This window comes from Streptomyces sp. 3214.6, from assembly GCF_900129855.1.
GTDB lineage: Bacteria > Actinomycetota > Actinomycetes > Streptomycetales > Streptomycetaceae > Streptomyces > Streptomyces soliscabiei.
On sequence record NZ_LT670819.1, the window covers coordinates 3,341,291 to 3,362,654 of the forward strand.

A 21,364-nucleotide genomic window follows, 5' to 3' on the forward strand; every position below is an offset into this window, starting at 1 on the left:
CCCCTAGTCGCGGGTCCGGCCGGCCATCACGTCCCAGAAGCGGTCCAGTTCCCGGACGCGCATGCCGACCCAGTGCGGGGTCTTCCTGCTCAGGATCCGGGGGAAGCAGCGGCGGACCCGGCCGGGGAGCAGGGCCTGCTGCTGGCGGCAGAACGGCTCGCGGATCTCTCCCCGGGGCACCGAGCCCCGGGGAGGGTAGGGGCAGAGCTGGAACTTGCAGTCGGGCAGACATGTGGAGCCCGGTACGGGCGGGAGCGAGGTACTGGCCTGCATGCCCGGCTGCAGCGGTGTGCGGTCGGTACGGATACAGGGCGGCAGCGGCATACCGGCCTGCCCCGCACGGGCGAGACGGTCCTCGACCTCGTCCGGGTGCCCGTCCCGTTCGATGAGGTTCAGCATGACCAGCATGTCGGCGACGAGGCGTTGCGCGCGCCCGTCCAGGGTGCTCCACCCGACGGACGGCGCGATCCACAGGCTGTGTTTGCGGTAGCCGCCGGAGTTGCGGCCGCGGGAGCCGATGTTGTCGGCGACGCCCATCTCGTCGATCCAGAGAAAGCGCTCGGGTTGTCCGGTCTCCAGGGCGAGGGCCACCAGATCGCCCGTCTCGGCGACGAACGGGTGCAGCCGGCACCTGGGCGCATCGCCGTTCGTACCGGACGGGCCGGGCCCCGTGTTCGCGGTCCCGGCCATCGCCAGCCATCGCTGCACGGTCTGTACGGCGGTCGTCCCGACGATCGCCCGGGACGGCTCCCGCTCCCCGTCGCGGTCGTCGTACCGCTCCGCCAGGGTGTCGCCACTGTTACGGCGGCCCAGGCCCGTCGTGTCCGGGAGCTCCCACAGGCACAGCGCCTGGAGCAGGCCGATCTGCGCGTACCAGCACCTGGACTGCCGCAGTACGGTCTCCGCCTGCCGTATCAGGGCGGCGCGACTGCCCGGGTCCGTGTGCGGGTGACGTGCGCGCCGGTTGGCGGCGTACTTGAAGCCCTGGGCCAGTGCGGCCTCCAGCACCAGCGGCAGATCGGGAGTGCCGCCGGTGATCTTCGGGTCGAGGTGGCGCAGCCACTTGGCGAGGCGTTCCTCGGCCTCGTCGCGGTGGGCGGCGTCGACCGAGCCCACGAGCATGGGGAGGATCCAGGCCCGCATCACGTACTCCCGGAAGAGGCCGACCCGTCGCTCCAGGTACCGCTCGTCGATCTCCTTGCGTTCGTCCCTCTGCGGCGCGCCGAAGCCGACGTCGGGTGACGCGGCCCGGGCGGACGGACGGCCCGTGCTCGCCCGCTCCATCTTCTTGGCCCACTCCTCGTACTCCCGTCTGCGCGCGGCCTTGAACTTCCTGACCTCGGCGTTGTACTTCTTGACGGGGTCGACGTGCAGGCCGACCCGTTCGCGGATCACCGCGAACGCCGCATTGCCTCCGGAACCGAATTCCTGGGCGGCGGCCAGGCGTATCGAGTAGACGGGCTCCTTGATGCCCATCAGGTAGAACTGCCAGTACATCTGCGTCGTGTCGCTCTCCTCGGGCATCGCCCGAAGCGCCGCGCCGATCTGTTTGAGCAGCCGCAGCTTCGCGTCCTCCAGGGTGCGCCGGTCCCCCTTGAAGCGGGGCCAGTGGTCGCATACGGCGGCGACGATGTCACCCAGCAGGGCCGGGTCCCCCTCCGCGCTCTCGACTTCCAGGGCCGCCGCGAAGAGATCGAGGGCCTTCGGATCGTCCGTACGGTGCTGTGCGGCCGAGCAGAGCCGCCAGGCCAGGGGATGGCGCCGTTGGGCCCTGATGCGCCCTCCCCCGCGTGGCCGCCGCGCCGGGCCGCCGATCTCCTTGCGCCGCCCGGCCCGGACCCCGCCGCCCCGGTCCGAGAGGTCCACCGTCCGCTGACGGGACAGCAGCACCAAGGCGATGAGCAGCTCGCGGCTGGGGTGCCGCAGCGCCTGCTCGACAAGCTGTTCCGTGTCCCGTTCCCCCAGGTGGTGCAGCACCCGGAAGCCGAAGTAGGCCTGGATGATGCTGTGCGGGAAACGGACCCTCTTCTCGAGCCCCTCCACCAGGTTGAGCTTGTTCGCGTTGCCCGCGAAGTGGGCGAGCACGGCCTGGGCCTGGTCGGTGCTGCCCTCGCTCAGGCGCCTGCTCGCCTCGGGGCTGAGGCTCCCGCAGAGCGAGTCCCAGATCTTTTCCCGATGCCACTCGGAGAAGGTGCCGGCGCGCTTGCCGTACCGGTTCCCGCGCCGTGCGCCGTTCCACAGGCGCTGCGCCCGGGGCAGCGCGCGTCGGGTGTGACCGGGTTGGCCGTCCTCGTCGAGGAGTTCGGCGAATCCGACCTCCAGTTTGTCCTGGAGCAGCCCGATGCACGCCAGGGCGGAGACCACCTCGACGGTGTCGCGGCGCTCCTGTTCGTTCAGGGCGACGTCCTCGCGCAGCCGCCCCTCGCAGAGGGTCTCGTTCCACCGTTGCAGCAGCCACAGCCGTAGCGTGCTGCGGTCCCGGCTGCGGGTGTTGAGCCGCTTGGGGTCGTCCAGGGCGCCGTGGCAGTGCAGTTCGCGGGCGATCTGGAGGTAGACGGGCGATTCGGTCACCTCGGCCGTCTCCACGATCCAGTCCACGCGGCGCTCGTCCGAATCGGGTACCCGCGCCTGGACGAAACGCAGCGCCGCCTCCTCGCTCAGCGGTTCCAGTTCCACGATCGCGGCGGCGGTGCTCTCCAGCGGAGTGTGCGGCCGGGAGGCGATGACCAGGGGCAGTTTCTCGTCGTTGGCGCGCTCGATGGCCTTGTGGATGATGCTGTCCCGGTTCTGCTGAAGGTTCTCGTCGAGGAGGGCCTCCTCCAGGCCGTCGGCCAGGACGACCGGCTTGTCGTCGGCGAGGAGTTGCTGCCAGACCCGGTCGTTCTTGCCTCGGGCCAGGACTCCGTGCGGCGCCTCCTCGGCGAAGCGCTGCTTGGCCAGGCGTTCGAAGTTCAGGTCTGCCCCGCCGGACGCGTCTCTCAGCCGGATCGGCACGGGCACCGCGTTCTGCCCCGCCAGCAGTTCGCTGAGCCGCACCAGGACGGCGGTCTTCCCCGCGCCCACGCCGCCGACGAGCAGATAGGGCCTGCGTGTGGCGCGTTCGCGGAGTCGTTGGGCGATAACCTCGGCGATCTCCTCGCGGCCCACGATCTCGGCGATGTCGTGCCCGGCGGTGAGCACCAACTTGCGGGGATCCTTGCGCGCCTTGGCGAGGTAGCGGCGTTTGGTCCAGCGGTACCACCAGAACAGGAAGAGCGTGGCGGCGACGGAGGCGGTGAGGACCGGGCCGACGAGGCCCATGACGGCGTCGAGTCCGCCCCTGTGGCGCATGTCCTCGAAGCCGGTCGACTGCCCGGAGGCCACGATGTAAAGGCCCTCCGCGCACCAGGCGACGATGGCCAGCACGGCGATCAGCCAGACGAGCCTGGTCAGGTTCGCGTAGGAGACCCATCGGCGCCATTTCTTGGGGCGGGTGACGCCGCGGCGGGCCTCCAGGCGCATCGCCAGACGGTGCCAGCGGGCGAGGAGGACGCCCCTGACGCGGTGACAGCCGCGTCTCAGATCGAGCGTCGCCATCGGCGCGTTGCGCGGCCGTTGCTTACCGGGCGTGTGACGGACGACCCTGGTCATGGTGTGTTCTCCTCCGAGAGGGATTCTCAGGACGGAGGACCTGCGAGGGTGACGACGCCTACCTCCATGGAATCACTCCCGCCACGCCCCGCAACTCGGCCGCCGCGTCGCGAAAGTCACGAGCCCCGGGCGTGGCGGCGGAGTCACCTTCGTCCCGGGCCCGGGCAACCTCATGACATCTCGGCCCCGTCCGTACACCCGAGCGGGACTGGAACCCCGTCCCGGAGCTGAGCGACTTCACTCTCCTCACCTGTAAGTTGACGCTCTGAAACCACCCCGACACAACATCTGGGGGTGGCGTGACAGGCGAGCACAAGATGTATGCTCGTGCTCGCTGTCGCCGCAGGGGAATCCGGTGCGAATCCGGAACTGTCCCGCAACGGTGTACTTGTGCGTATACGCGTACGAGCGTCAGTCCGAGGACCTGCCGACAGCGTGCCCGGCCCATCAGGTCCGGGTGCCCTGACGTCCGGGCCTCGTGGAGTGGGCCGGTGGACGCGACGCCCCGTGCGCTCGTGTGCTGCCCCCTGCCCTCCGCCAGGCCCACCGCCGAGCGAGGGAGAGCCTCACGTGACCATCGCGCCAGCCGAACCGGCTTCAGTCACCGAGCTGGAGACCGACGGTCCCGGTACCGCGTTGCTGCGTACCCTGACCGAGCTGACCGCCGACCTGCCCGACGCCGACCCCGGCCGGGTCGCCGCCGCGGCCCTGCGCGGCCGGTCCGCCCGGGCCGACGAGGCGGAGCTGCGCGAGCTGGCCACGGAGGCGGCCGCCGGCCTGATCTCCGAGGACCCCGCCTACTCGAAGCTGGCCGCCCGGCTGCTGACCGTCGGCATCGCCGCGGAGGCCGCCTCGCAGGGCGTCACGTCGTTCACCACGTCGGTCGCCGTCGGCCACCGCGAGGGCCTGATCGCGGACCGTACCGCCGAGTTCGTGCGCGTCCACGCGGCCCGCCTCGACGCGCTGGTCGACGCCGACGCCGACGACCGTTTCGGCTACTTCGGCCTGCGCACCCTGCACAGCCGCTACCTGCTCCGGCACCCGATCACCCGCAAGGTCGTCGAGACACCCCAGCATTTCCTGCTGCGCGTCGCCTCCGGCCTTGCCGAGGACACTGTGCCCCATTCAGAAGCGGGCGTCCGCTCCCTGGACGAGGTCGCCGCGCTCTACCGGCTGATGAGCCGGCTCGACTATCTGCCGTCCTCCCCCACCCTCTTCAACTCCGGTACGCGGCACCCCCAGATGTCGTCCTGCTACCTCCTCGACTCCCCGATCGACGAGCTGGACTCCATCTACGACCGCTATCACCAGGTGGCCCGGCTGTCGAAGCACGCCGGCGGCATCGGACTGTCGTACTCCCGCATCCGCAGCCGCGGTTCGCTGATCCGCGGGACCAACGGGCACTCCAACGGCATCGTCCCGTTCCTGAAGACCCTGGACGCCTCCGTCGCCGCCGTGAACCAGGGCGGCCGGCGCAAGGGCGCGGCCGCCGTCTACCTGGAGACCTGGCACTCCGACATCGAGGAGTTCCTCGAACTGCGGGACAACACCGGCGAGGACGCCCGCCGTACGCACAACCTGAACCTCGCGCACTGGATCCCGGACGAGTTCATGCGCCGGGTCAACGCCGACGAGCCGTGGTCGCTGTTCTCCCCCTCCGACGTGCCCGAGCTGGTCGACCTGTGGGGCGAGGAGTTCGACGCCGCCTACCGCAAGGCGGAGGCGGACGGTCTCGCGAAGAAGACCATCCCGGCCCGTGACCTGTACGGCCGCATGATGCGTACCCTCGCGCAGACCGGCAACGGCTGGATGACCTTCAAGGACGCCGCCAACCGCACCGCCAACCAGACGGCCGAGCCGGGTCATGTCGTGCACTCCTCCAACCTGTGCACGGAGATCCTGGAGGTCACGGACGACGGCGAGACGGCCGTGTGCAACCTGGGCTCGGTGAACCTCGGCGCGTTCGTCGACGCCACGGCCGGGGACATCGACTGGGAGCGGCTGGACGAGACCGTCCGCACGGCCGTCACCTTCCTCGACCGGGTCGTCGACATCAACTTCTACCCGACCGAGCAGGCGGGCCGCTCCAACGCCCGCTGGCGGCCGGTCGGCCTCGGCGCGATGGGTCTGCAGGACGTCTTCTTCAAGCTGCGGCTGCCCTTCGACTCGGCCGAGGCGAAGGCGCTGTCCACCCGGATCGCCGAGCGCATCATGCTCGCCGCGTACGAGGCGTCCGCCGATCTCGCCGAGCGCAGCGGCCCGCTGCCCGCCTGGGAGAAGACCCGGACCGCCCGGGGTGTGCTGCACCCCGACCACTACGGCGTCGAGTTCACCTGGCCGGAGCGCTGGGCGGCGCTGCGCGAGCGGATCGCGGCGACCGGCATGCGCAACTCGCTGCTGCTGGCGATCGCGCCCACCGCCACCATCGCCTCCATCGCGGGGGTGTACGAGTGCATCGAGCCGCAGGTGTCCAACCTGTTCAAGCGCGAGACGCTGTCCGGCGAGTTCCTCCAGGTCAACTCGTATCTGGTGAACGACCTCAAGGAGCTCGGCGTCTGGGACGCCCGCACCCGTGAGGCGCTGCGCGACGCCAACGGCTCGGTGCAGGACTTCGCCTGGATCCCGGCGGACGTGCGCGCCCTGTACCGCACGGCGTGGGAGATCCCGCAGCGCGGCCTGATCGACATGGCCGCCGCCCGCACCCCGTACCTGGACCAGGCACAGTCCCTGAACCTGTTCCTGGAGACGCCGACCATCGGCAAGCTCTCCTCGATGTACGCGTACGCATGGAAGTCGGGCCTGAAGACCACGTACTACCTGCGCTCGCGCCCGGCGACCCGCATCGCCCGCGCCGCCCGGGCCACCGTCCCCGTTCAGCAGCCGGCGCCCGAAGACGCCGTCGCCTGCTCCCTGGAAAACCCCGAGTCCTGCGAGGCCTGCCAATAATGACCAGCCGTAACACGAACCTGCTCGACCCGGGCTTCGAGCTGACTCTGCGCCCGATGCGCTACCCGGACTTCTACGAGCGATACCGGGACGCCATCAAGAACACCTGGACCGTGGAGGAGGTCGACCTCCACTCGGACGTTGCGGACCTCGCGAAGCTGTCCGAGGGCGAGCAGCACATGATCGGCCGGCTGGTCGCGTTCTTCGCGACGGGCGACTCGATCGTGGCGAACAACCTGGTGCTGACGCTGTACAAGCACATCAACTCCCCCGAGGCGCGGCTGTATCTGTCGCGGCAGCTGTTCGAGGAGGCCGTGCACGTCCAGTTCTATCTGACGCTCCTGGACACCTACCTCCCCGACCCGGAGGACCGCGCGGCCGCCTTCGACGCGGTGGAGAACATCCCCTCCATCCGCGAGAAGGCCGAGTTCTGCTTCAAGTGGATCAACGAGGTCGAGAAGCTGGACCGCCTGGAGACCCAGGCCGACCGCCGCCGCTTCCTCCTCAACCTGATCTGCTTCGCCGCATGCATCGAGGGCCTCTTCTTCTACGGCGCCTTCGCGTATGTGTACTGGTTCCGCAGCCGGGGTCTGCTGCACGGCCTGGCCACCGGCACCAACTGGGTGTTCCGCGACGAGACGATGCACATGAGCTTCGCCTTCGACGTGGTCGACACGGTCCGCAAGGAGGAGCCGGAGCTCTTCGACGACAGGCTCCAGGAGCAGGTCACCGACATGCTCCGGGAGGCCGTCGAGGCCGAGCTGCAGTTCGCGCGCGACCTGTGCGGTGACGGTCTGCCGGGCATGAACACCGACTCGATGCGGCAGTACCTGGAGTGCGTCGCCGACCAGCGTCTGCAGCGGCTCGGCTTCGCCCCGGTCTACGGCTCCGAGAACCCCTTCTCCTTCATGGAGCTGCAGGGTGTTCAGGAGCTGACCAACTTCTTCGAGCGCCGCCCGTCGGCGTACCAGGTCGCGGTGGAGGGCACCGTCGACCTGGACGAGGACTTCTGAGGCTGCGGCCGAGGGGTCTTCGCGGCCTTCAGCCGCTGGTCGATCCGGCGCTCGTGGAGCAGTCCCACGAGCGCCGGAGCCGTGAGGAGGAGGAAGACGGCCAGGACGGTCAGGTATCCGGTGAGTTCGTTCATGAGGTAATCGTCGTCCTCGCCGAACACTCCTGACAGTGGCAGGACTGCCGTACACCTTCAAATTACTGCCACTCCTACGGCACACTGGCAGCATGCTGACGAACGTGGCCGCGATCCTCCTGGACGGTGTGCACCCCTTCGAACTCGGCGTCGTCTGCGAGGTCTTCGGGATCGACCGCAGTGACGAGGGGCTGCCGGTCTACGACTTCGCCGTCGCCTCGGCGGAGGGGCCGACGCTGAGCACCCACGCGGGCTTCACCCTCAGTACGGAGCACGGGCTCGAACGGCTGGAGAGCGCCGACCTGATCGCCGTCCCCGCCGGGGAGACGTACGGCAGGCGGGACTTCCCGCCGGAGCTGCTCGACGCGCTGCGCCGGGCCGTGGACCGGGGGACGCGCGTGCTCAGCGTCTGCTCCGGGGTGTTCGTGCTGGGCGCGGCCGGACTGCTGGACGGGCGCCGGTGCGCGGTGCACTGGCGGCACGCCGAGCAACTGGCCCGGCAGTACCCGCGCACCGTCGTCGAACCCGACGTGCTCTACGTCGACGAGGACCCGGTGATCACCTCGGCCGGCACGGCCGCCGGCATCGACGCCTGTCTGCACCTGGTCCGCAAGGAACAGGGCCCCGAGGTCGCCAACCGCATCGCCCGGCGGATGGTGGTGCCGCCGCACCGGGACGGCGGCCAGGCCCAGTACATCGAACGGCCGCTGCCCCGCTCACGGTGCGACACCGTCGGCGACGTGCTCGCGTGGATGGAGCAGCACCTCGACCAGGAGGTCACCGTCGAGCAGCTCGCCGAACGCGCCCATATGTCCCCGCGCACCTTCGCCCGCCGTTTCCAGCAGGAGACGGGCACCACGCCCTACCGCTGGCTGCTGCGTCAACGGGTACTGCTGGCCCAGCAGTTGCTGGAGGCGACGGACGAGACGATGGACGCGATCGCCTGGCGGGCCGGCTTCGGCACGGCGGGCGCCCTGCGCCACCAGTTCGTGCAGGCGCTGGGGACGACCCCCAACGCCTACCGGCGCACGTTCCGCGGCCCTCAGTCGTTGGCTACCACGGGGTAGCGGGGCTCGTTCTCGGCCATCTGCCGCAGGGCGTCCTTGCGTTCGCGCTTGGACAGCCGGTCGATGTAGAGGTACCCGTACAGGTGGTCGGTCTCGTGCTGCAGACACCGGGCGAAGTAACCGGTGCCGCGCACCTTGATCGGGTTGCCCTGCTCGTCCTGCCCGGTCACCTCGGCGTAGTCGGGTCGGGCGAGCGGCGCGTACGCGGTCGGCACCGACAGGCAGCCCTCGTTGCTGTCGTCCAGCCGGCGCCGGTCCGCGGGGAGTTCGACGAGCTTGGGGTTGCAGACGACGCCGGTGTGCCGGGCGCCCTCGTCGTCGGGGCAGTCGTAGACGAAGACCTTCAGGTCGACGCCGATCTGGTTGGCGGCCAGGCCCACACCCTCGGCGGTGTGCTGCGAGGCGAACATGTCCGCGACCAGCCGACGCAGCTCCTCACCGAACTCGGTGACGTCCTTGCACTCCTTGTGCAGCACCGGGTTCCCGACGACGGTGATCGGCCGCGAGGTACCGGCCTCACGCCAGGCCAGCTCGCGCGCCTCCGTCTCCTCGGTGTCGATGACGAAACCCTCGTCGTCCACGGGGAGCACGCCCGCGTGCTGCTGATCGGTGTCCTGCTGCGCCATGACCGACGATGCCTTCCTAAAACCATGGGTGAACTTGCGGATACAGGGTACGGGGGATCGCGGCCCCCTAAGGGGCGCGGGGAACTGCGCGACCAGCCACGACGGACCCACAGCCGAAAACCGGTCCTAGCAAACCTCTTCCAGATCCCGCCAGTCCCGGGAATCAGGGCTGTCCGCAACCCACCCGTCCAACAACCCCCTCACCAGCGAAGCCGGCGCAGCCACCCCGCACTCCCGCTCAGGCATCCACAGCTGCCCGTCGGTCCGGTGACCGAGCGGGCCAGGGTGCCCCGGCTCACTGTGATCGTGCGGATCCAGATGCTCGCCGTCCCCCTCGTCCGACGGCATCCGCGACTCCGAGCACATCCGGCACAGCAACCGCACCGACGACGACCAGTCCTCCGCCGCGAACCCCGCGTCGGCGGCCAGCTGCTCCAGCGCGTCCCGGTCGGCCTCGCTGGCCGCCTCCAGGAGGACCACCCAGGTCGGCACGGGCGACGGCGCCCACAGCTCGATCTCGTCGAAGACCGGATAGGAGTGCCCGGCGGACGTGGTCCGCTCCCCGTGGGGCACGCCGTCGTGCAGCACGACCTCGCCCCAGCGCCGCCCGGAGGAGGGCAGCGGGATCGACAGCACCTCCATGCGGGCGGGGTCCAGCCGCCGCCCCCACACCACCTCGGCCTCGCCCTCGGGCGACAGCCGCACGGCCGCGCTGCCCAGCTCCATGCCGACGGGTTCGCCCGCGCCGGTGGCGGCGCCCGGCACGTGCAGCCCGTAGGCCTGCCAGGCGCGGCGGGCCAGCGGCCAGTCCTGCAGGGCGGTCGCGGCGATGCCGACGTTCCACCAGTCGGGCGCCCCGGCCTCGCGGTCGAGCAGCGCGACGGCGCGCAGACCGGCGGTGCGGGCCTGCTCCCAGTCGTGCCGGAACTTGTGCAGCAGGGCGAGGTTGAACCAGGACTCGGACAGCCAGGGTTCCAGGTCGGCGGCACGTGTCAGCAGCGCGCCCGCGTCCTCGTACCGCCCGTCGCCGATCAGCGTGAACGCGCGGTCTGTGGCCTGCCGCCAGGAGGCGGAGGGCCGGTGCCGTCCCTTGCCGAAGATCCTCACGATTCCCGCCTGCCAGTTCCGTTCTGTGGGCTGGCCAGTGCCCCCGGACACTCTCTCCCTCGCATCCAACCACGTGTGGCCGCAGGGCCGCTCATTACCCATGGGTTACCCACCCTCAGGCAAGGTCAGACAGCTCCTCGACAGCACTCTGGCCAGCGCCTCCACCACGTCGGGCGCGTACTCCCCACCGGTACCCAGACGCAGCTCCTCCAGGGCGGTGAGGGGCCCGCCGGGACCGGTACCCTGCACCTTCTCCTCGTACGCGTTGACCACCCTGACTATGCGGGCGGCCACCGGTTGCTCCGGGTAGGGGTCGGCCTGCCGCTCGACGACCGTCGCGACCTCGGCGCCCGCTCCCGTCTGCCGGACGACGGCACCGCCGAGCAGCGCGATCCGCCGCTGCTCCGCCGTCGGCAGGTCCGCCGTGGCCCCGGCGGGGACCGGGTCGACGAGGCTGAGCTGGCCGATGTCGTGCATGAGCGCCGCATACTCCAGGACGGTCCGCTCCGCCTCCGGCAGCCCGAGGTCCCGGCCCACGGCCTGGCTGAGGGCGGCGACCCGGTGGGCGTGCCCGGCCGGGGTGTACCCGGCGATCTCGGTGGCGCGGGCCAGGGAGGCGATGGTCTGCCGGTAGGTGGCCCGGACGGCCGCGTACCGGCGCAGGGACAGCTGGGTGAGCAGCAGCGGCACGGAGAACACGGGCAGCGCCCACAGTCCGACGACGGCCACCGCGAGCGCCATCACCGCGCCCGTCGCACACACCGCCGACCCGATCCCGGGCACGGCGCGCAGCTCGTCGCGCAGCATCGGGGCGAACGGCCAGCCGGTGCGGGAGTGGGCGAGCACCGCGGCGACCACGGCGTCGCACAGGACGGTCAGGACGAGCAGCGCGAGCAGCAGCAGCGCGTAGGCGGGGCCGCTCCAGCCGTCGAAGGCCCCGCGGTTGTAGAGGGGCTGGAAGCAGACGGCGGCGAACCCGACGGCCAGGACCCGGCGGACCAGGTGGTCGAGGACGAACCCCTGCCCGCGGGCCAGGTGCGGCACGCTGCCCAGCAGGGAGGCGGCGACCACCACCGACACGACCTGCGTGACCCCGTGGTGGGTGGGATGCCCGGCGTGCTCCCCGACCAGCGCGTAGGCCAGCGATCCGGCGGCGCCCAGCGGCGCGGCCTCGCGCAGCCCGGGCCCGCTCCACCGGATCAGCTCGCCCGTGGCGACGAGGATCCCGAAGGCGAGTGCGACGACGCGTTCCTCGACGCATGTCGTGAACGTGACGAGGAGGGAGCCGGCGACGAGGAGGGCGGCGACGGTGTAGAGGGCGACGAGGGAGCGGCAGAAGGTCATCGGCGTGCCTCGGACCGGTCGTCGGGGGCCTGGACCGGCGCGGGCACCACGGGCCGGGTCTCCTCGGCGGTCACGGCCGGATTCCAGCCGTCGCGCCCGACGACCCGGGTCAGCGCCGTGACCATCCGGGGGTCGAACTGGGTGCCCGCGCACCGCCGCAGCTCCTCCAGCGCCACCTCCACCGGCCGGGCCCTGCTGTACGACCGGGTCGACGTCATCGCGTCGAAGGCGTCCGCGACGGCGACCACGCGCGCGGACTCCGGGATCTGAGCGCCCACCAGGCCGTACGGGTAGCCGCTGCCGTCGATGCGTTCGTGGTGGTGGAGGATCGCCGAGCGGGCCTCGCCGAGGAAGGAGATGCCCCGGGTGATCTCGTGCCCGTACTCGGGGTGCAGTTCGATCACCCGCCGCTCCTGGGGCGTCAGCGGCCCGTCCTTGCGCAACAGCCGGGTGGGGACGCCGAGTTTGCCGACGTCGTGCAGGATCCCGGCGAAGCGGAGCATCTCGATCCGGCGCTCGGCCATGCCCAGTTCGCGCCCGATCATCATCGAGGCCTGTCCGACGCGCTCGCTGTGCCCGCGGGTGTAGCCGTCCTTGATGTCGACGGCCTGCACCAGCGCGCGGATCGTCGCCTGGTGGGCCGCGCGCTCCCGGTGGTACTGCGCGAACACCCACCACGACACGGCCATCGGGAACAACACGAGCAGCGCGGCGACGGGCCCGAACGGGCTGCGCCACAGCACGGCCATCATCAGTCCGGCGAGCCCGTGCACCGTGAGGGGTGCCAGGGAGCGCAGGAACAGCTCCCGGCAGCACCGCCGCAGCGGCAGGCCCTCGGCGAGCGCGAGCATCCCGCCGTCGAGGAGGGCGAGCGCGGCGCAGAACACCAGCACGGCCGCGCCCGCCGGCAGCAGTACGCAGGGAAAGTCGGAGCCGACCACGGCGTCCCGCCCGCCGAGCGCCCCGTGCACCTGGGCCGCGGCCCACACGGCGAGCGAGGACTGGGCGGCCCGCCAGAGGCGGCGCAGCAGAAAGGGTCGCTGCTCGACATGCGAGAACAGCGCCCCGGGCAGCGGGACGAGGGCGGCCGCGGGCGGCGCGAGCAGGAAGGCCGCGGCGAGCAGCACGGGGTGCAGGGCGCCGGCGAACCGGCGCCGGGCGAACTGATCGCCCCCGGCGTACAGGGCGGCGAGCAGGGCGACGGCCCACCAGGGGGTCCGTACGGAGTGCAGCGGCACCACCGTGCAGAGCAGGGCGCCGAGGGCGGCGCAGGCGACGTAACCGCGCGCCCGAGCCGGAATGCCCTCCATGACGCCTCCCCAGCCGTGCCTGTCCGGGCTCAGGAGCCTAGGACGGCCGGGGGCGGGTGCGGGTGCATCACCCGCGGATTAGCACATTCGGGTGACGCCGACGCGATCACGGGTCCTGGGGTCAGGACTCCTGTGGCGTGGCGGTCACGTCATGGTCGGGGACGGCCTGACCGGAGCGGATCAGGTCGAGCCGGCCCATGACCTTGGCGCGCAGGTCGCTCGGCACGTCGTCATGCCCGCAGCACCGCTTGACCAGCTTCTTCACGGCCTCCTCCAGCCCGTACTTCTCCAGGCAGGGGGAGCACTCCTCGAAGTGATGCTGGAACTTGTCCCGGTCGAGAGGAGGCATCTCGCTGTCGAGATACTCGTACAGGTGGTCGAGGACCTCACTGCAGTCCGTCTCGTGCGGATCTCCGCAGCTCATGAGCCCGAACCTTTCGCTTCGTTCGACTCTCCGGCACCGGCCGGGACCAGTCCGCGCTCACGGGCGTAGTCCTCGAGCATGCCGCGCAGTTGACGACGGCCCCGGTGCAGCCGGGACATCACCGTGCCGATGGGTGTCCCCATGATGTCCGCGATCTCCTTGTACGCAAAGCCCTCGACATCGGCGAGATAGACGGCGATGCGGAACTCCTCGGGGATCGCCTGCAGTGCTTCCTTCACGTCCGAGTCGGGCAGGTGGTCGAGCGCCTGCGACTCGGCGGAGCGCAGACCTGTGGACATGTGCGACTCGGCGCGCGCCAGCTGCCAGTCCTCGATCTCCTCGGCCGCGGAGCGCTGGGGTTCGCGCTGCTTCTTGCGGTACGAGTTGATGAAGGTGTTGGTGAGGATCCGGTACAGCCAGGCCTTGAGGTTGGTGCCCTCACGGAACTGGTGGAAGGACGCGTACGCCTTCGCGTACGTCTCCTGCACCAGGTCCTCGGCGTCCGCCGGGTTGCGCGTCATGCGCAGGGCGGCCGAATACATCTGGTCGAGGAACTCGAGCGCGTCCCGCTCGAAGCGCGCACTGCGCTCGGCGGTGGACTCCCTGCCCGTCTCACCACTCACGCCCTGGCCCTCGGGCAGCTCCGCCTGGCCGTTGTCGGTCCCTGCGTCGGTACCGGTGACCGGACCCACCTCCTCAAGATCGCGGGCAGGACCGAAAGCGATCCCACTCGAATCGGAGGATAGACGACTACCCGTGCCCGCCGCCGCTCGAATAGGAGCGGTCTTGGCCGCGTGCAGGACCGTCCAGTCCAGGTCGGCACGGCTGCTGGCGGTCGGGCAGATGGTCGAACCCATGCGGCGGACTTCCTCTCCCACTGACGTCGGTGCCGGATGTTCAGCACTTCTGTCCGCCTCAACATCGAGCCGCCCTTCCCCATTCCCCGGCCCTAACCCAGTGACGTGATCCACTCGACGACCGAGGCCGTGACGACCTCCAGCGCCTGCTCCTGGGTGATCGAGGCCCGCTTGGGCACGGCGAACCCGTGATCGCCGTACGGCACCTCCACGAGCTCGTACGCGCCCTCGGGGAACTCCCCCGGCTTACCGAAGGCGTCGTTGCCGCCCTGGACGACGAGGGTGGGCGCCCCGGCGCCGAGCAGTTCGTCGGCGCGGGACTTCTCCGGCCTGCCCGGCGGGTGGAGCGGGAAGCCGAGCGCGAGCACGGCGTGCGCCCCGAGCTCGGTCGCGGTCCGGCAGGCGACCCGCGCGCCCGCCGAGCGCCCGCCGGAGATCACCGGCAGGCCGGGCCGGGCGACGGCCGGCCAGATCCCGCGCCAGCCGACGTCGAGGGTCTTCGGCGCGGTGGCGACCTTCTTGCCGGCCACCCGCCAGGGCTGCTCCACGAGGGCGACGCTCACGCCGTGCCCCGGCAGCACCGCGGCGAGGGCCTGAAGGTCGCGGGCCTCGATGCCGCCGCCCGCGCCGTGGCTGACGGCGAGGACGAGTTTCGGCTTCTCGGCGGGGCGCCAGGTGATGCGGGCGTCTCCCGCGTCCGTGCCGATGATCTCAGTGGTCACGCTAGAAGAGTGTGCCCTCTTCCGGCCCCTCCAGCTCCTTCAGCAGCTCCGGGCCGTTGTTGCGGACGTTGCTGACGGCCGTGGACACCGGGTAGGCGCGCATCAGGCCGGCCGGCGGGGGTTCGAGGAGCGGGCGCAGGTCCTCGACGTCGGTGCGCGCCGGGTCCAGCCAGGCGTCCCAGCGGTCCGGGGTGAGCATCAGCGGCATCCGGGGGTGGATGTCGGCGAGGGCGTGCGGCCCGTCGGCGGGGGCCACGGCGAGCGGGGAGGTCTCCGCCTCGGTCGTGATCACCGAGCAGGTCACCCACCAGGACCGCGGATGGTCGTCGGGCAGGGTGCGGTCGCGCCAGAACTCGTACAGCCCGGCCATCGCGAAGACCGAGCCGTCGGCCGGGGACACGAAGTAGGGCTGCTTGCGCGGCCGCTTCTTCTTCCCCTCGACCTCGAGCTCCCGCTCGTCCTTGGCCGTGACCCACTCGTAGTAGCCGTCGGCGGGCACGATGCAGCGCCGGGCGGCGAAGGCACGGCGGTAGGAGGGCTTCTCGTGGACGGTCTCCGCACGCGCGTTGATCATCCGGGCGCCACCCTCGGGCGTCTTCGCCCAGGAGGGCACCAGCCCCCACTTCAGCTTGCGCAGCTGGCGAACCGGACGCTGGTCGTCGGCGTCCTTCAAGGGACGGTCGAGGACGGCGTAGACCTCCTTGGTCGGCGCCACGTTGTAGTCGGGCTCCAAGGTCTCCTCGGGCTCCCACTTGTCGATTCCAAAGACTCCTGCGAGATCCTCGGGCCTGCGACTCGCTGCATACCGTCCGCACATACGTGCCACACTGCCAGGCCCGCCCGTCACCCGGCCACCACCCCCCAACGACGGCGCTACGCGCCGCGCCTACTGATCTCGCCGAGAGGGAGCCACCACCGAACATGGACAGCCTCGCCGCCCTCGCGCTGCCCGACCTGTGGGACCGTCTCGTCGGCACCCAGTCCGACCCCGACCTGTGGGTGGTGATAGCCACCGCGGTCGCGGCCCTCGCGGTCGTCGTCCCGCACAGCCTCTGGCGCATCTCGCGCAACGCCATCACCATCGCCCACGAGGGCGGCCACGGTCTGGTCGCGCTGCTGACCGGCCGCCGGCTCACCGGGATACGTCTGCACTCCGACACCAGCGGCCTGACCGTCAGCCGCGGCAAGCCGCACGGCCTCGGCATGATCCTCACGGCGGCCGCCGGCTACACCGCCCCGCCGCTGCTCGGCCTGGGCGGCGCCGCCCTCCTCGGCGCCGGCCGCATCACCCTCCTGCTGTGGGTGGCGACGGCCCTCCTGGTGGTGATGCTGGTGATGATCCGCAACGCGTACGGCGCCCTGACGGTGCTCCTCACCGGCGGCACCTTCCTGCTGGTCTCCTGGCTGGCCGGCCCCCAGGTGCAGGCGGCCTTCGCGTACGCGGTGGTGTGGTTCCTGCTGCTCGGCGGCGTCCGCCCGGCCTTCGAACTCCAGGCGAAGCGCTCGCGCGGCGGAGCGGGCGACTCGGACGCCGACCAGCTGTCCCGGCTGACCCATGTGCCGGCGGGCCTGTGGCTGTTCCTCTTCCACGCGGTGAGTCTGTGCGCCCTGATGGGCGGCGGCAGGTGGCTGCTGGCCCTGTGACGTCAACGGCGCCGCACTCGGATGTCGGCCGGAGACTAAAGTGGGCGCATGCCCGTGAACCCCGCACACACCGCCCTCTGGCCCGCCCCGCACGCGAGCGAGGCCGTCGACGCGACGGTCCACGTGCCGGGGTCGAAGTCCGTCACCAACCGCGCCCTCGTCCTCGCCGCCCTCGCCTCCGAGCCCGGCTGGCTGCGCCGCCCCCTGCGCTCCCGCGACACCCTGTTGATGGCGGCCGCCCTGCGCGAGATGGGCGTCGGCATCGAGGAGACCGTGTCGTCCAGTTCCTCCGGCGCGGGCAGCCCCGAGGGCACCGGTGAGGCCTGGCGCGTCCTCCCCGCGGGGCTGCGCGGACCGGCCACGGTGGACGTCGGCAACGCCGGCACGGTGATGCGTTTCCTGCCGCCGGTGGCCGCCCTCGCCGACGGCCCCGTCCGCTTCGACGGCGACCCGCGCTCCTACGAGCGCCCGCTGAACGGCGTCATCGACGCGCTGCGCGTCCTCGGCGCCCGGATCGACGACGACGACCGTGGCGCGCTGCCGCTGACCGTGCACGGCTCGGGCGCGCTGGACGGCGGCCCGGTGGAGATCGACGCCTCCTCGTCGTCCCAGTTCGTGTCGGCGCTGCTGCTGTCCGCCCCCCGCTTCAACCAGGGCGTCGAGGTCCGTCACATCGGCTCCTCGCTGCCCTCCATGCCGCACATCCGGATGACCGTGGACATGCTGCGCGCAGTCGGCGCCCAGGTGGACACCCCCGAGTCGGGCGGCGAGCCGAACGTCTGGCGGGTCACGCCGGGCGCCCTCCTCGGCCGGGACCTGACGATCGAGCCGGACCTGTCCAACGCCCAGCCGTTCCTGGCAGCGGCGCTGGTCACCGGCGGCCGGGTGCTGATCCCGGACTGGCCGGCCCGCACCACCCAGCCGGGTGACCGGCTGCGCGAGATCTTCACCGAGATGGGCGGTTCCTGCGAACTGGCCGACTACGGCCTGGTCTTCACCGGCTCGGGCTCGATCCACGGCATCGACGTCGACCTGAGCGACGTCGGAGAGCTGACGCCGGGCATCGCGGCGGTCGCCGCCCTCGCGGACTCCCCGTCCACCCTGCGGGGCGTGTCCCATCTGCGCCTGCACGAGACGGACCGGCTGGCCGCGCTCACCAAGGAGATCAACGAGCTCGGCGGTGACGTCACCGAGACCGCCGACGGCCTGCACATCCGCCCGCGCCCGCTGCACGGTGGGGTCTTCCACACCTACGACGACCACCGCATGGCGACGGCCGGTGCGATCATCGGCCTGGCCGTGGAGGGGGTGCGGATCGAGAACGTGGCGACGACGGCGAAGACCCTGCCGGACTTCCCCGACCTGTGGACCGGCATGCTCGGGGCGTCCGGGGTATAGGGACCTTCGCCATGCGCCGCTACGGCAAGCACACCGACGAGGACGACATCCGCAGCCGCCCCAACCGCAAGGGCAACCGGCCTCGTACGCACATCCGGCCCAAGCACGAGGACTCCGTCGAGGGCATGGTCCTCACCGTCGACCGGGGCCGGCTGACCTGCCTCGTCGAGGACCGTGTCGTCCTGGCGATGAAGGCCCGTGAACTGGGCCGCAAGGCCGCGGTCGTGGGCGACCGGGTCTCCCTGGTCGGCGATCTCTCCGGCAAGAAGGACACCCTCGCCCGCATCGTCCGCATCGCGGAGCGCACCTCGGTGCTCCGCCGCACCGCGGATGACGACGACCCCTACGAGCGGGTCGTCGTCGCCAACGCCGACCAGCTCGCCGTCGTCACCGCCCTGGCCGACCCGGAGCCGCGCCCCCGTCTGATCGACCGCTGCCTGGTGGCGGCCTTCGACGGCGGTCTGACCCCGCTGCTGGTGATGACGAAGTCGGACCTGGCGTCGCCGGACAAACTGCTGGAGCTGTACGGCCACCTCGACATCCCGTACGTCGTCACCAGCCGTGAGGAGCTGGAGAGCGGCGACGCGGCGGAGCGGGTGCGCGAGCAGCTGGCCGGGCGGATCACGGCGTTCGTCGGTCATTCCGGCGTCGGCAAGACGACCCTGGTGAACGCGCTGGTGCCGCAGGAGCGGCGGCGGGTGACCGGCCATGTGAACGCGGTGACCGGCCGCGGCCGCCACACCACGACCTCGGCACTGGCGCTGCCCCTGGCGGGCACGGACGACTGGGTGATCGACACCCCGGGCATCCGGTCCTTCGGCCTGCACCACGTCGACCCGTCCCGGGTGATCCACGCCTTCCCCGATCTGGAGCCGGGCACCGAGGGCTGCCCGCGCGCGTGCAGTCACGACGAGCCGGACTGCGCGCTGGACGCATGGGTGGCCGAGGGCCACGCCGACCCGGCGCGGCTGTACTCCCTGCGCCGGCTGCTCTCCACGCGTGAGCGCACGGAAGGCGACTGACCACCGCGTTGTTTGCGTGGGCCCGAGTCCGGTAAGTGCATACTCGCACCGAGCCGGACCGGGCCGGACCAACGGAGGGACAGCACATGGCGTGGCTGCTGGTCGTCGTGGCCGGATTGCTCGAGACCGGTTTCGCCGTCTGTCTCAAGCTGTCCCACGGCTTCACCAGGCTCTGGCCGACCATCGCTTTCTGCGCGTTCGCCCTGGGCAGCTTCGGCCTGCTGACGCTCTCCCTGAAGAAACTCGACGTGGGGCCGGCCTACGCTGTGTGGACGGGCATCGGCGCGGCGGGCACCGCGATCTACGGCATGGTGTTCCTCGGCGACCTGGTGTCGGTCCTGAAGATCGTCTCGATCAGCCTGGTGATCATGGGGGTGATCGGCCTACAGCTGTCGGGCTCCGCTCACTAGGACACCAGGCGCTACGCCTTGAACTGCCGGTGCAGCGCCCCCCGCACCAGTTCCGCGACCCCGTCCTCTCCCGGCGGCGGCACGGACAGGCAGGACAGGGCTAGGCGGACGGCGAGTTCGCAGGAGCGGGCCAGGTCGGCGGCGTCGGCCCGGACGGCGCCGGGCCCGGAGAGCACCGCCACGGCCCGGTCGCGGACGGCGCCCACGAGGTCGCCGGGAGAGGGCAGCGGCCCGTCCGCCCGCCGCTGCGCCGGCACGGCGGAGGATGAGGGCACCGCCGAGAGCGTCGGCGCGGGCAGGCGCTCGCTCCAGAAGCCCGTGAGGACGGCCCGCACGAGGTCGTTCTCGCGGGCGGCGGAGGTAGTCCACTCGGCGGTCGCGGTGAGCCGTTCCCGGGCGTCGCCGTGCACGGCCAGCGCCCGCTCGACCCCGGCGAGGTACCCGTCGGCCTCGCGCCGGACAAGGGCCCTGGCCAGGCCTTCCTTGCTCCCGAACTCGTTGTACAGCGTCTGCCGGGACACCCCGGCCGCGGCGGCGACGTCCACCATCCGCACTGCGGGCCACGGCCGTTGCTCAAGCGCCTTGAAGGCGGCGTCCAGTAGGGATTCCCGCGCTGCAGGCATCATCGCCTCCCTGGGGCGAGCGGCTTGGTGCCCAGGTTTGACGCGCACGGGGGCACTGTCAAGGGTTCGCGGGGGCCGAAGGCGCCTGTCCGCACTCCGGCCGGGTGTGGCCCCGTCCTTCCCTGCCGGATACGGTTCGTCCCATGCCGGACTACCTCGACGACCTCCGTCTCGCGCACGTCCTCGCGGACGCCGCCGACGCCGCGACCATGGCCCGTTTCAAGGCCCTCGACCTCAAGGTCGAGACGAAACCGGACATGACCCCGGTGAGCGAGGCCGACAAGGCCGCCGAGGAACTGATCCGCGGCCAGCTCCAGCGGGCCCGTCCGCGGGACGCGATCCTGGGCGAGGAGTACGGCATCGAGGGCACCGGCCCCCGCCGCTGGGTGATCGACCCGATCGACGGCACGAAGAACTACGTACGAGGCGTGCCCGTCTGGGCCACGCTCATCTCGCTGATGGAAGCCGGCGAGGACGGTTTCCAGCCCGTCGTCGGCGTGGTCTCCGCGCCCGCGCTGGGCCGGCGCTGGTGGGCCGCGAAGGGCTACGGCGCCTTCAGCGGCCGCAGCCTCGCCGCCGCGAGCCGCCTGCATGTCTCCCGCGTCTCGAAGCTCTCCGACGCCTCCTTCGCGTACTCCTCGCTCACCGGCTGGGAGGAGCGCGGACACCTGAACGGCTTCCTCGACCTGACCCGCGAGGTGTGGCGCACGCGCGCGTACGGCGACTTCTGGCCGTACATGATGGTCGCCGAGGGCTCGGTCGACCTGTGCGCGGAACCCGAGCTCTCCCTCTGGGACATGGCGGCCACGGCGATCGTCGTGACGGAGGCCGGCGGCGCCTTCACGGGCCTCGACGGCCGCCCGGGCCCGCACAGCGGCAACGCGGCCGCCTCGAACGGCCTGCTCCACGACGAACTGCTGGGCTATCTCAACGAGCGACACTGAACCTCACTCGTGTGAACATCGCACCGGAGGCCCACAGATGAGCGCGTGCGCCCTCAATTGGACACGCGCGCCCTCTTGTTGACCCGTGCTTTACCTGCGACTCTGGGCTCACCCTCATTTGTGAACTTGTGCAGTCCCCGAGA

At 71.3% G+C, this 21,364-nt stretch carries 18 protein-coding genes, 1 pseudogene and 1 riboswitch; of the genes and pseudogenes, 9 read left to right on the forward strand and 10 right to left on the reverse strand.

Features of this window, described 5'->3' with window-relative positions; genetic code table 11:
* Positions 1–3: 3 nt before the first annotated feature.
* On the reverse strand, positions 4–3,630 hold the full coding sequence (locus B5557_RS14885) for a hypothetical protein (protein WP_079659754.1): 3,627 nt from the start codon (positions 3,628–3,630) through the stop codon (positions 4–6).
* 179 nt (positions 3,631–3,809) lie between these two features.
* Between B5557_RS14885 and B5557_RS45110 the strand changes: the two are divergent.
* The 4 genes and pseudogenes from B5557_RS45110 to B5557_RS14905 all read left to right on the forward strand — a co-directional run.
* A pseudogene (locus B5557_RS45110) lies at positions 3,810–3,899 on the forward strand (GNAT family N-acetyltransferase); the annotation flags it as partial.
* 52 nt (positions 3,900–3,951) lie between these two features.
* A riboswitch (cobalamin riboswitch) is annotated at positions 3,952–4,076 on the forward strand.
* A 124-nt stretch (positions 4,077–4,200) separates the two neighbouring features.
* Entirely contained in the window at positions 4,201–6,576 is a 2,376-nt protein-coding gene (locus B5557_RS14890) for a ribonucleoside-diphosphate reductase subunit alpha (RefSeq protein ID WP_079659756.1), read from the forward strand.
* Positions 6,576–7,589 carry a ribonucleotide-diphosphate reductase subunit beta gene (locus tag B5557_RS14895; RefSeq protein ID WP_079659757.1) on the forward strand — a complete coding sequence of 338 codons (1,014 nt, stop codon included), beginning with the start codon at positions 6,576–6,578 and terminating at the stop codon, positions 7,587–7,589. Before B5557_RS14890 ends, B5557_RS14895 begins: the two co-directional genes overlap by 1 nt.
* Positions 7,590–7,815: 226 nt before the next feature.
* Entirely contained in the window at positions 7,816–8,790 is a 975-nt protein-coding gene (locus B5557_RS14905) for a GlxA family transcriptional regulator (RefSeq protein ID WP_079659759.1), read from the forward strand.
* On the opposite strand, the gene def is transcribed toward B5557_RS14905, so the two are convergent.
* From def to B5557_RS14945, 8 genes are all read right to left on the reverse strand, one after another.
* Positions 8,766–9,416, reverse strand: coding sequence for a peptide deformylase (def, locus tag B5557_RS14910; protein WP_079659761.1), 651 nt, complete (start codon positions 9,414–9,416; stop codon positions 8,766–8,768). The genes B5557_RS14905 and def overlap by 25 nt on opposite strands.
* A gap of 126 nt (positions 9,417–9,542) precedes the next feature.
* On the reverse strand, positions 9,543–10,523 hold the full coding sequence (locus B5557_RS14915; protein WP_079659762.1) for a tetratricopeptide repeat protein: 981 nt from the start codon (positions 10,521–10,523) through the stop codon (positions 9,543–9,545).
* Positions 10,524–10,628: 105 nt separating this feature from the next.
* A complete protein-coding gene (locus B5557_RS14920) occupies positions 10,629–11,867 on the reverse strand; it encodes an HD-GYP domain-containing protein (protein ID WP_107472591.1) in 1,239 nt (412 codons plus the stop codon).
* Positions 11,864–13,177, reverse strand: a complete 1,314-nt coding sequence (locus tag B5557_RS14925) for an HD-GYP domain-containing protein (RefSeq protein WP_079659764.1) — start codon at positions 13,175–13,177, stop codon at positions 11,864–11,866. Before B5557_RS14925 ends, B5557_RS14920 begins: the two co-directional genes overlap by 4 nt.
* Before the next feature lie 121 nt (positions 13,178–13,298).
* Positions 13,299–13,601 (reverse strand): mycothiol system anti-sigma-R factor, encoded by a 303-nt coding sequence (gene rsrA / locus B5557_RS14930; protein ID WP_079659765.1) that lies wholly within the window; start codon positions 13,599–13,601, stop codon positions 13,299–13,301.
* Entirely contained in the window at positions 13,598–14,293 is a 696-nt protein-coding gene (sigR, locus tag B5557_RS14935; RefSeq protein ID WP_197697302.1) for an RNA polymerase sigma factor SigR, read from the reverse strand. The genes rsrA and sigR overlap by 4 nt, the downstream gene beginning before the upstream one ends.
* Before the next feature lie 257 nt (positions 14,294–14,550).
* Positions 14,551–15,180, reverse strand: a complete 630-nt coding sequence (locus B5557_RS14940; protein ID WP_079659768.1) for an alpha/beta hydrolase family protein — start codon at positions 15,178–15,180, stop codon at positions 14,551–14,553.
* Position 15,181: 1 nt separating this feature from the next.
* Entirely contained in the window at positions 15,182–15,997 is an 816-nt protein-coding gene (locus B5557_RS14945; protein WP_079659770.1) for an SOS response-associated peptidase, read from the reverse strand.
* A gap of 104 nt (positions 15,998–16,101) precedes the next feature.
* Between B5557_RS14945 and B5557_RS14950 the strand changes: the two genes are divergently transcribed.
* The 4 genes from B5557_RS14950 (at position 16,102) to B5557_RS14965 (ending at position 19,654) form a co-directional block, all read left to right on the forward strand.
* Positions 16,102–16,824 (forward strand): M50 family metallopeptidase, encoded by a 723-nt coding sequence (locus B5557_RS14950; RefSeq protein WP_079659771.1) that lies wholly within the window; start codon positions 16,102–16,104, stop codon positions 16,822–16,824.
* A gap of 48 nt (positions 16,825–16,872) precedes the next feature.
* A complete protein-coding gene (gene aroA / locus B5557_RS14955; protein ID WP_079659773.1) occupies positions 16,873–18,222 on the forward strand; it encodes a 3-phosphoshikimate 1-carboxyvinyltransferase in 1,350 nt (449 codons plus the stop codon).
* A gap of 11 nt (positions 18,223–18,233) precedes the next feature.
* Entirely contained in the window at positions 18,234–19,244 is a 1,011-nt protein-coding gene (gene rsgA / locus B5557_RS14960; protein WP_079659774.1) for a ribosome small subunit-dependent GTPase A, read from the forward strand.
* 86 nt (positions 19,245–19,330) lie between these two features.
* The gene (locus tag B5557_RS14965) at positions 19,331–19,654 is read left to right on the forward strand and encodes a DMT family transporter (RefSeq protein WP_079659776.1); all 324 of its coding nucleotides are present in this window, start codon (positions 19,331–19,333) and stop codon (positions 19,652–19,654) included.
* A gap of 11 nt (positions 19,655–19,665) precedes the next feature.
* Here B5557_RS14965 and B5557_RS14970 read toward each other — a convergent pair whose 3' ends face one another.
* The gene (locus tag B5557_RS14970; protein WP_079659777.1) at positions 19,666–20,280 is read right to left on the reverse strand and encodes a TetR/AcrR family transcriptional regulator; all 615 of its coding nucleotides are present in this window, start codon (positions 20,278–20,280) and stop codon (positions 19,666–19,668) included.
* 140 nt (positions 20,281–20,420) lie between these two features.
* Between B5557_RS14970 and hisN the strand changes: the two genes are divergently transcribed.
* Complete coding sequence (gene hisN / locus B5557_RS14975; protein ID WP_079659779.1) at positions 20,421–21,221, forward strand: histidinol-phosphatase; 801 nt, start codon at positions 20,421–20,423, stop codon at positions 21,219–21,221.
* The last annotated feature ends 143 nt before the right edge of the window (positions 21,222–21,364 follow it).

Coding starts and splice junctions, on each gene's coding strand:
- B5557_RS14885 (WP_079659754.1), bottom strand. CDS start 3,630: ATGACCAGGGTCGTCCGTCACACGCCCGGTAAGCAACGGCCGCGCAAC.
- B5557_RS14895 (WP_079659757.1), top strand. CDS start 6,576: ATGACCAGCCGTAACACGAACCTGCTCGACCCGGGCTTCGAGCTGACT.
- B5557_RS14905 (WP_079659759.1), top strand. CDS start 7,816: ATGCTGACGAACGTGGCCGCGATCCTCCTGGACGGTGTGCACCCCTTC.
- def (WP_079659761.1), bottom strand. CDS start 9,416: ATGGCGCAGCAGGACACCGATCAGCAGCACGCGGGCGTGCTCCCCGTG.
- B5557_RS14920 (WP_107472591.1), bottom strand. CDS start 11,867: ATGACCTTCTGCCGCTCCCTCGTCGCCCTCTACACCGTCGCCGCCCTC.
- B5557_RS14925 (WP_079659764.1), bottom strand. CDS start 13,177: ATGGAGGGCATTCCGGCTCGGGCGCGCGGTTACGTCGCCTGCGCCGCC.
- rsrA (WP_079659765.1), bottom strand. CDS start 13,601: ATGAGCTGCGGAGATCCGCACGAGACGGACTGCAGTGAGGTCCTCGAC.
- B5557_RS14945 (WP_079659770.1), bottom strand. CDS start 15,997: ATGTGCGGACGGTATGCAGCGAGTCGCAGGCCCGAGGATCTCGCAGGA.
- B5557_RS14950 (WP_079659771.1), top strand. CDS start 16,102: ATGGACAGCCTCGCCGCCCTCGCGCTGCCCGACCTGTGGGACCGTCTC.
- aroA (WP_079659773.1), top strand. CDS start 16,873: ATGCCCGTGAACCCCGCACACACCGCCCTCTGGCCCGCCCCGCACGCG.
- rsgA (WP_079659774.1), top strand. CDS start 18,234: ATGCGCCGCTACGGCAAGCACACCGACGAGGACGACATCCGCAGCCGC.
- B5557_RS14965 (WP_079659776.1), top strand. CDS start 19,331: ATGGCGTGGCTGCTGGTCGTCGTGGCCGGATTGCTCGAGACCGGTTTC.
- B5557_RS14970 (WP_079659777.1), bottom strand. CDS start 20,280: ATGATGCCTGCAGCGCGGGAATCCCTACTGGACGCCGCCTTCAAGGCG.
- hisN (WP_079659779.1), top strand. CDS start 20,421: ATGCCGGACTACCTCGACGACCTCCGTCTCGCGCACGTCCTCGCGGAC.